General features: G+C 72.3%; 6 protein-coding genes. 2 read left to right on the top strand and 4 right to left on the bottom strand.

The features are described 5' to 3' along the window. Positions 1-194: 194 nt before the first annotated feature. The gene (locus tag B1205_RS13550; protein ID WP_254909926.1) at positions 195-476 is read left to right on the top strand and encodes an SCO0607 family lipoprotein; all 282 of its coding nucleotides are present in this window, start codon (positions 195-197) and stop codon (positions 474-476) included. 54 nt (positions 477-530) lie between these two features. On the opposite strand, the gene B1205_RS13545 is transcribed toward B1205_RS13550, so the two are convergent. The 4 genes from B1205_RS13545 to B1205_RS13530 all read right to left on the bottom strand — a co-directional run bounded on the left by B1205_RS13545 (position 531) and on the right by B1205_RS13530 (position 7,180). Then, positions 531-3,131, bottom strand: a complete 2,601-nt coding sequence (locus B1205_RS13545) for a carbohydrate binding domain-containing protein (RefSeq protein ID WP_089155958.1) — start codon at positions 3,129-3,131, stop codon at positions 531-533. Between the two features lie 238 nt (positions 3,132-3,369). After that, positions 3,370-5,088: an arginine--tRNA ligase gene (argS, locus tag B1205_RS13540; RefSeq protein WP_089155987.1), complete on the bottom strand. Its 1,719-nt coding sequence runs from the start codon at positions 5,086-5,088 to the stop codon at positions 3,370-3,372. A 279-nt stretch (positions 5,089-5,367) separates the two neighbouring features. After that, a complete protein-coding gene (gene trpS, locus B1205_RS13535) occupies positions 5,368-6,426 on the bottom strand; it encodes a tryptophan--tRNA ligase (protein ID WP_089155957.1) in 1,059 nt (352 codons plus the stop codon). A gap of 310 nt (positions 6,427-6,736) precedes the next feature. Further along, complete coding sequence (locus tag B1205_RS13530) at positions 6,737-7,180, bottom strand: PRC-barrel domain-containing protein (protein ID WP_089155956.1); 444 nt, start codon at positions 7,178-7,180, stop codon at positions 6,737-6,739. A 131-nt stretch (positions 7,181-7,311) separates the two neighbouring features. On the opposite strand from B1205_RS13530, the gene B1205_RS13525 reads away from it, so the two are divergent. Beyond that, positions 7,312-7,557, top strand: a complete 246-nt coding sequence (locus B1205_RS13525) for an SCO4848 family membrane protein (protein ID WP_089155955.1) — start codon at positions 7,312-7,314, stop codon at positions 7,555-7,557. The last annotated feature ends 369 nt before the right edge of the window (positions 7,558-7,926 follow it).

Genomic DNA, 7,926 nt, shown 5'->3' with positions numbered 1-7,926 from the left:
GTTCCCCGAACTCCGGCGGCGACTACGGCCTCCTGCCCTACCGGCCCGGCCTGCTCACCCTGCAGCGCTGACCGCACGAGGCATCGCGCACCGGAACGAGGGCCGGTCTCCCGCCTGGGGGAGACCGGCCCTTTCCGTGAAGATGAGTACGCGTACCGATGGCAGCGGTGGTCGCCGCGACCAGAATTCTTCCCATGCGAACCCGAGTTCTGATCGCCCTTGCCGCAGTCGGCCTCAGCGGGCTGTTGGCGACCACCGGCTGCGGCTACCAGGAGGCCATCTGCGCCGACGGTGAATACCCGGCAATCGCGGTCGGCGGGGAGGGCGGCAGCGCCTGCTTCCCGGACGGACAGGAGCCCACCAGCCCGTACGTGCGCTACCCGGAGGGGAAGGTGCCGCAGCACGTCGACGACGAGTGGGACGTCTACTGGCGCAGCCACGGCATCGACGAGAAGGGCGCCATCATCGAGACCTGAGTCACCCGAAGACGACCGGGCCGGGGCCCGAGGTCCCCGGCCCGGCGCTCCGGGTCACGACGCGTACGCGGCCAGGGAGTCCAGTCGCAGGCTGCTCGCACCGGTGGTGCCGCCCGGGTAGAGCGAGAACTGGGTGACAGCCCCCAGGTCGAGCGGGCCGGGGGTGGCCCACGGCGGCGGCGCGAAGTCGCCGAACGGCACCTCGACCACCCGTGCCTCGGTCCCGGCGAACGTCAGCGTCTTCTCCCAGTAGAAGCCGGAGGCGACGAACTGGACGGTCAACTGCTGTCCGTCCGCGCCCGGCTCGACCCACATCCGCAGCCCGGTCGTGCCGCGCCAGTCCTGCGGGGTCGGCAGGTTGTGGATCACGCCCGCGTACCCGCTGGCGCCGGGCGTCCAGTTCAGCGACATGCTGTGCCCGCTGCCCTCGCCGGCCGGGGCCAGCGTCGCCGTGATCGGGTCACCGCCGCTGTTGCGAGGGTAGGCGGCGGCCAGTTCCGCGTCCGACGGGTACGTGTCGAAGTCGTCGACCACCACTCCCGGCAGGTCGGCACGGGTGGTGAACGAGCCGGTCGCCGCCGTCGAGCCGTACCCGTTCGTGGCGGTGATCCGCACGTGCAGCGTGCTGCCGGCCGGCCACGCCGTGGTCGGCGTGAAGCCGGGGGTACGCAGGCCGGACACCGCCACCAGCGGCGCGCTGAGGTCGACGTGCTCGGACACGGTCAGCGAGTAGTACGCGGCGCCCGGCGCGACGGACCAGTCCAGTGCCGCCAACCGGCTCACCCCGGTGGCGTCCGGGGCCGGCGTGGTCAGGCGGAACGCGCTCGGCGCGGTGCTGGTCACCGAGCCCGACCGTGCGGACAACGCGACCGAGGTGACGGCGAAGCGGGCGTCCCGCCGCCACACGACCCGGATTCCGTCGACCTTCCTCAGCCCGGTGACAGAGACCGCGTACCGGTCGTGGCCGATCCGGTCGACGCGGGGGCGAACCGCGCGCCATCCGGTCGTTCCGTCGGCGGACACCTCGACCACGACCTGGGGGCGGCCGGCCGAGGTGACCGTGATGGTGGCGGCGGTGAGGTCGGCCGGCTGGTAGCGCAGCTCGCCCGGCCGGCCCCGCGCCGGTGCGACGAGCACTCCGTCGGCGGTGGGCGTGCGGCGTAGCGAGTCGCTGTGCCCGGCGGTGACGAACCAGTCCGCCAGTGGGTCGTACGTCTGGTCACTGGTCGGGTCGGTGCCGACCGGTTGGGACACGGCCACGGCGGCGCCGCTGGCGTCGACCGCCACCACCCGGTAGGTGACCCGGCCGGCGGGCGTCGTCAGGTCGTACCAGGGAGCGTCGTCGGCGCTCAGCGGCCGGGTGCCGCTGACGGTGGCCCAAGCCCCACCCGGGTCGCGTCGCTGCACCAGGTAGCCGGCGGCGCCCGCGGTGCCCCGCCAGCGCACCGTGTGGATGCCGTAGTCGGCGTCGATGGCGGTCAGCAGCGGTCGGTCGCCGGTCACGGCCGGCGCGGGGCGGCCCGACATCCGGCCGGCGAAGCGGGTCAGGGCGGCCACCGCCGTCCGCATGGCCGGGGTGTCGCCCGGGTAGTGCACGGTGAAGCCGTCGCCGTGCGGCACGAAGCCGGAGTGGTCGTGGTGGCCGAAGAGCGACCAGAACAGCGCACCGCTCACGTCCGGGTTCGCTGCCACCTGGTCCAGCAGTTCGTCGGTGGCCTGTCCGGAGCCGAACTCGCCGGCGACGTAGACCTTGCCGGCGGCGGTGGCCGCGGCGGCGTCGGCCGCGATGCCCGCCGCGGTCGGCGGGTAGTAGTGCGAGTCGCTGATGTCCACCTGCGGCGAGGCCAGCACGGCGGCGTCGACGCCGTGCTGACTGCCGGCCGCGACCAGTTGGCGCGGGGCGAGCGTCTTGACGTGGCCGGCGAGGTCGTCGACCCAGTCGGCGGTCATCCCGTTGAGTTCGTTGCCCAGCTCCCACGCCATGATCGTCGGGTCGTCGGTGTACGCCTTGCCCGTGTACCGGTTCACATGGGTGAGCAGCGTGCGGACGTACTGCTTGAAGGCTGCGCGCGCCGCCGGGTCGGTGTAGAACAACGCGCCGTCGTCGGCGGTGCTAAGGCCGAGCCAGCGCAGGAAGTCGTACCGGCCGCCGTGGTAGTACTGCCAGTTGTCGGTGAGCGGGACGATCAGCCGCAGGCCCTGCCTGCGTGCCTCGGCGATCGCGTAGTCGATGCGGTCGAACGCCTCCGGGTTGAACTCGCCGAGCGCGGGTTCGAGCGATTGCGGGTCGCCGGTCGAGACGCCGAGGGTGTGGGCGCGGACCACGGTGGCGCCCATCCGCCGGGCCGTGGTGAGCCCGTCGCGGATCCGGAAGTAGGTGGGATAGCCGACGGCCGGCGGGTCGGTCGGGTCGGTGCCGCCGACGTTCTCGTCCAGGCCGAGCCAGTACATGTTGGGTCCGGCGAATCGGAAGGGCTGCCCGGCGAGGGTCAGTCGGGTGCCGTCGCGGACCACGAACGCGTGGTCGGCGTGGCGGGAGGACACGTCGGGTGTCTGTTGCCGGTTGTCGGCCGCCGCGGGTACGGCCGACAGGCCGGTCGTCGCCAGCACGGCGGCGACCGCGACGACGACGGTCCGGCGGATGCGCAGTGTCATCGGAAACCTCCGCAGATGTGCCGCCGGAGGTCGGCGGCGACCGAGCGGCGACGGCGTCCGTCGATGTCCGGCCGTCGCCACCGCCCCACTGAACCGGTTAAGGTGACAAGCGTCAAGCATTGGAAACACCGCGTTATTCGAACGTTATCGATGACGTTACGTGCCTGTCCGCTCTACGGCCGCCACCTGAATCGGTTAACAGAGGTGCAGTCCTGGCTGCCCCGCTGAGCCGGCCGGGTCACATCCGGTCCGGGGTGCGGATACCCAACAGGTACAGGCCCTGCCGGAGCACCCGCGCGGTCACCTCGCACAACACCAGCCGGCTCTCCCGCACCGGCCCCTCGGCCCGCAGCACCGGGCACCGTTCGTAGAACGCGCTGAACGCGGCGGCGAGCCGGTGCAGGTACGCCGCCAGGTGGTGGAACTCCAGGCTGCCGGCGACCTCCTCGACCACCGCGCCGAAGGCGACCAGCTCGAACGCGAGCGCCCGCTCGGACGGCTCGCCGAGCGCGACGCCCGCGCCCGGCCGCGCCGCCACGCCGGCCCGCCGGAAGATCGACCGGATCCGCGAGTACGCGTACTGGAGGTACGGCGCGGTGTTGCCGTCCAACGCCAGCATCCGCTCCCACTCCAGCACGTAATCCTTGCGCCGGTCACCGGACAGGTCGGCGTACTTGATCGCGCCGATGCCGACCGCGCGCCCCACCTCGGCCGCCTCCGCCTCGCCCAGCTCCGGGTTGCGCTCCCGCGCCAGCGCGGTGGCCCGCTCCACCGCCTCGGTCAGCAACCCGACCAGCTTCACCGCCCCACCGGCCCGGCTGCACAGCATCCGCCCGTCCGATCCGAGGATCGACCCGAACCCGACGTGCTCGGCCCGGGCCGGCGGAGCCAGCCACCCGGCCCGCGCGGCGGTCGCGAAGACCATCTCGAAGTGCCGCCGCTGCGGCAGCCCGACCACGTAGAGCAGACGGGTCGCGCCCAGCGTGCCGGCCCGGTGCCGCAACGCGGCCAGGTCGGTCGCCGGATAGCCGTACCCGCCGTCGGACTTGCGCACGATCAGGGGCAGCGGCTCACCGTCGCGCCCCACCGACCCCGGCGGAAACACGCAGTCCGCGCCGTCGCTGCGCCGCAGCAGACCGAGCCGGTCCAGCTCCTCGACCGTCGGCGCGAGCTGGTCGTGATAGCTGCTCTCCCCCCGGAAGTCCGCCGCCGACAGGGTCACGTCGAGCAGGTCGTACACGGTCAGGAAGTAGCTCTCGGACTGCGCCACCAGCAGCCGCCACAGCCGCACCGTCACCGGATCGCCGCCCTGCAACGCCACCACCCGCAGCCGGGACCGCTCCCGGAACGCCGCGTCGTCGTCGAACTTCGCCCGCGCCGCGGTGTAGAACGCGTCCAGGTCACCCATCGACAGCTCCTGCGCGGCCTCCGCCTCACCCAGGTCGACCAGGTGCTCGATCAACATCCCGAACGGGGTGCCCCAGTCACCGAGGTGGTTGGCGCGCAGCACCCGGTGTCCCAGCCACGCCAACGTCCGGGCGGCCGCGTCCCCGATCACCGTCGACCGCAGGTGGCCGACGTGCATCTCCTTGGCCACGTTCGGCGCCGAGTAGTCGATCACCACGGTCTCCGGCCCGGCCACCGCCGGCACGCCCAGCCGCGGATCGGTGGCCAGCGCGCCGACCAGGTCACCGAGCATCCGGTCGGCCACGGTGAGGTTGAGGAAACCCGGCCCGGACACCTCGACCGTCGCGCAGACGTCGGCCAGCTCCGCGCGGTCGCGCACCTCGGCGGCGATCGTCCGCGGCGGCCGTCCCAGCCGCCGGGCCAACCCCAGCGCCGCGTCGGACTGGAAGTCCGCGTGTTGGGAACGCCGCACGACCGGGTCCACCGGCCCGCCGGCCACCGCCGCGAACGCCGGTGCCAGCCGATCGGCCAGCAGCTTTTCAAGATCCATGGGTACGCCGATCTCGCTCGGATCCGCCGCGCGGATCACCGGATGGGAAGCGGCGGAACGAGGGCGATCGACGACGACCGGCGGCTCGATCCGCCGGTCGCAGGAGAGGAAGGCTCAGCGCAGGCGGTCGCGGGACCGCCGGCGTCGCAGCGCACCGAGCCGGACGTCGGGGGACGCCGTCGGGTACGCGTACGAGCTGCTCATGCCGGCAGCCTAACCGGCCGGCCCGGGTTCGGCGCAAGCGCGTACCCGGACCGGCCGGACGGCGTACCCGAATCGTCAGGCCGGCGTGGCGGCGGTCTTGCGATAGCGTTCGGCCCGCCGCCGCACCTGGGTGTACGCGCCGGTCAGGCCCATCGCCCGGCGGACCTCGACGAGCGTGGCGTGCACCTGCGCCCGGGTCCGTTCGGTGCCGGCGACGATCAGCTCGTCGACCAGGCCGGGCTGCGCCTCGAACCGGGCCCGGCGCTCCCGGATCGGGTCGAGGAACCGGTTGAGCGCCGTGGCCAGCGCCTCCTTGACCTCGACGTCACCGACCCGACCGGCCCGGTAGCGCGCCTTGAGGTCCTCGACCTGCGCCCGGTCCGGGTTGAACACGTCGTGGTACGCGAACACCGGGTTCCCCTCGACCGTCCCGGGCACGTCGGCGCGCACCCGGTTCGGGTCGGTGTACATCCCCATCACCTTGCGCCGCACGGTGGCCGCGTCGTCGGCGAGCGCGATCGCGTTACCCCGGCTCTTGCTCATCTTCCCGGCGCCGTCCGTGCCGACCAGCGTGGGCGTCTCCGACATGATCATGTCGGGCACCGGGAACACCTCGCCGTACAGGTGGTTGAACCGGCGGGCGATCTCCCGGGTCACCTCGACGTGTGCCGCGTTGTCCTTCCCGACCGGCACCACCTGCCCCTTCACGCAGAGGATGTCGGCCGCCTGGAGGACGGGGTAGCCGAGCAGGCCGTACGGCATCTCGTCCTTGCCGGCGTCCCGGCTCATCTCCTTCAGCGACGGCACCCGCTCCAGCCGAGGCACCGTGACCAGGTTCTGGAACAGCGTGTTCAGGTCCCCGACCTCGGGGATCGCCGACTGGAGGTAGAACGTCGCCCGCTCCGGCTCGACGCCCGCGGCGAGGATGTCGGTGACCATCTCGCGGGCGTTGCCGGCGACCCGTTCGATGTCGGCGCGGCTGTTGCGGGTGGTGAGCATGTGCAGGTCGGCGATGATGAAGAAGCTCTCGTAACGCTGGTGCAGCCGCACCCGGTTGGCGATGCTGCCCACGTAGTGGCCGAGGTGCAGCCGCCCGGTCGGACGGTCACCGGTGAGCATGCGTGCTGAGGACATGGTCGTACGCCTTTCGTGCCGGTCGATGGCGGGGACGCGCGGACGCGCGGATCGACCCGGGAAGGTGACCCGGATCAGTGGAACGGGCTCGTCAGAACGAGCGCCGCCATCGCCCGCCGGCGCGGAAGCGCAACCCACCGGCACGGAGTACGTCGAGGATCTGCTCCCGGCCGTCGACAGCACCGCCCGGGAGACCGGCGGGGGTCTCCGGAGCACGGGTGCACGACCGGACCATGCCTGACACGGTAGCGGCCCGCCGGGTATCCGGGATGCCCCTCCGGGGGTTCGTTCTTCCCGTGCCGGTCCTGGCTCAGCCCTGCCGGTAGCTTTCCGAGTAGTAGTTGCCGACCCGCTCCCGGTAGTCGGCGCGTGCGAAGTCGTCCGGGTCGAACGCCGGCGACTCCTTCACCTGCTCGCGGGTCCGATCCACGTGCACGACCCGCTCCAGGTGGTCGACCCGGGCCACCGTGCCCGCAGGCAGCAGCACCTTCCTGCCGAAGATCCACGGGCCGGTGTCGACCACCAGGTAGCGGGCGTCGGCTTCCTCGTTCGCCTCGTCGATCGCGCCGATCCGGCCGTCGGTGGCCTCCACCCGATAGCCGGTGAGGTCGATCGGGGTGCCCGGGCCGGGAGCGTCCGGCCCGTCGCTGCTGCCCCCGGCGCGTTGCCGCGGCACGTCGCTCGGGCTCGTCTGGTCGTAACCTCCGACGAGCGCGGCCGGATCCCGCCAGGTCCACGGATTGAACGGCTGCATGGTGGCACCTCCGGAATCTGCTCTCGGCGCTGTCAACTGTGCCCCGGCCGTGGACGCCGGAAACCCCGCACCGTCGTTTCGACCAGCGGGTCTGACCTGGTCGGACGGGCCCGCTGGCATACTGGCCGACCATGGTCCTGTCGCGCGGCTGGTCGCTGTTCCTGCTCGGGGTCGGGGTGTGGACCTGGGTGATCTGGCCCAGGTTCGCGGTGGCCATCTGGAACGATCCGCGAGCCTGGTCGGGTGGGATCGTGGGCGACGGCGACCCGACCAGCTTCCTCTGGGTGCACGCGCTGCTCATCGCCGCTTCGCTGGCGATCGGCACCACGGTCGGGGTGCTCGGGCTGCGTGGCTGGCTGGCCGTACGTCGGCTGTGACGCGGGCCGCCACCAGCGGATTTGACGTTCAAACCCGCAGACGCGTAACTTTCTCTCTGCCAGCGCGGAACGGGGCAAACGGGATGAAAGCCCGGGAGCACCGAACCAGCGCAGGTGCCGGGTCCCAGGTGAGGTTCTGCCTCCCGAGGGCACGGTCCGGGTGGGGCCCGTCGAGACGCCGCAGGGCGGATTTGGCGGAGCGGAACCGACCGGGTAAGGTTGTCGNGGCGGGGCACCGGGCGCGCTTGTGGGAGACCACAGCGGCCGGCCTGCCAAATCCGATGATCGGCACAGTGGTTCGCTGCTGCGCGTGTTCGTCGGCGCCAACCCGTACGAAGCACGACAGACCGGGACACACGGTTTGACACG

Origin of the sequence: Micromonospora sp. NBS 11-29 (genome assembly GCF_002140155.1) — a bacterium.
In the GTDB taxonomy this organism is placed as follows: domain Bacteria; phylum Actinomycetota; class Actinomycetes; order Mycobacteriales; family Micromonosporaceae; genus Micromonospora.
This window is presented reverse-complemented; position numbering and strand designations above follow the sequence as displayed.

Coding starts and splice junctions, on each gene's coding strand:
- trpS (WP_089155957.1), bottom strand. CDS start 6,426: ATGTCCTCAGCACGCATGCTCACCGGTGACCGTCCGACCGGGCGGCTG.
- B1205_RS13525 (WP_089155955.1), top strand. CDS start 7,312: ATGGTCCTGTCGCGCGGCTGGTCGCTGTTCCTGCTCGGGGTCGGGGTG.
- B1205_RS13545 (WP_089155958.1), bottom strand. CDS start 3,131: ATGACACTGCGCATCCGCCGGACCGTCGTCGTCGCGGTCGCCGCCGTG.
- argS (WP_089155987.1), bottom strand. CDS start 5,088: ATGGATCTTGAAAAGCTGCTGGCCGATCGGCTGGCACCGGCGTTCGCG.
- B1205_RS13530 (WP_089155956.1), bottom strand. CDS start 7,180: ATGCAGCCGTTCAATCCGTGGACCTGGCGGGATCCGGCCGCGCTCGTC.
- B1205_RS13550 (WP_254909926.1), top strand. CDS start 195: ATGCGAACCCGAGTTCTGATCGCCCTTGCCGCAGTCGGCCTCAGCGGG.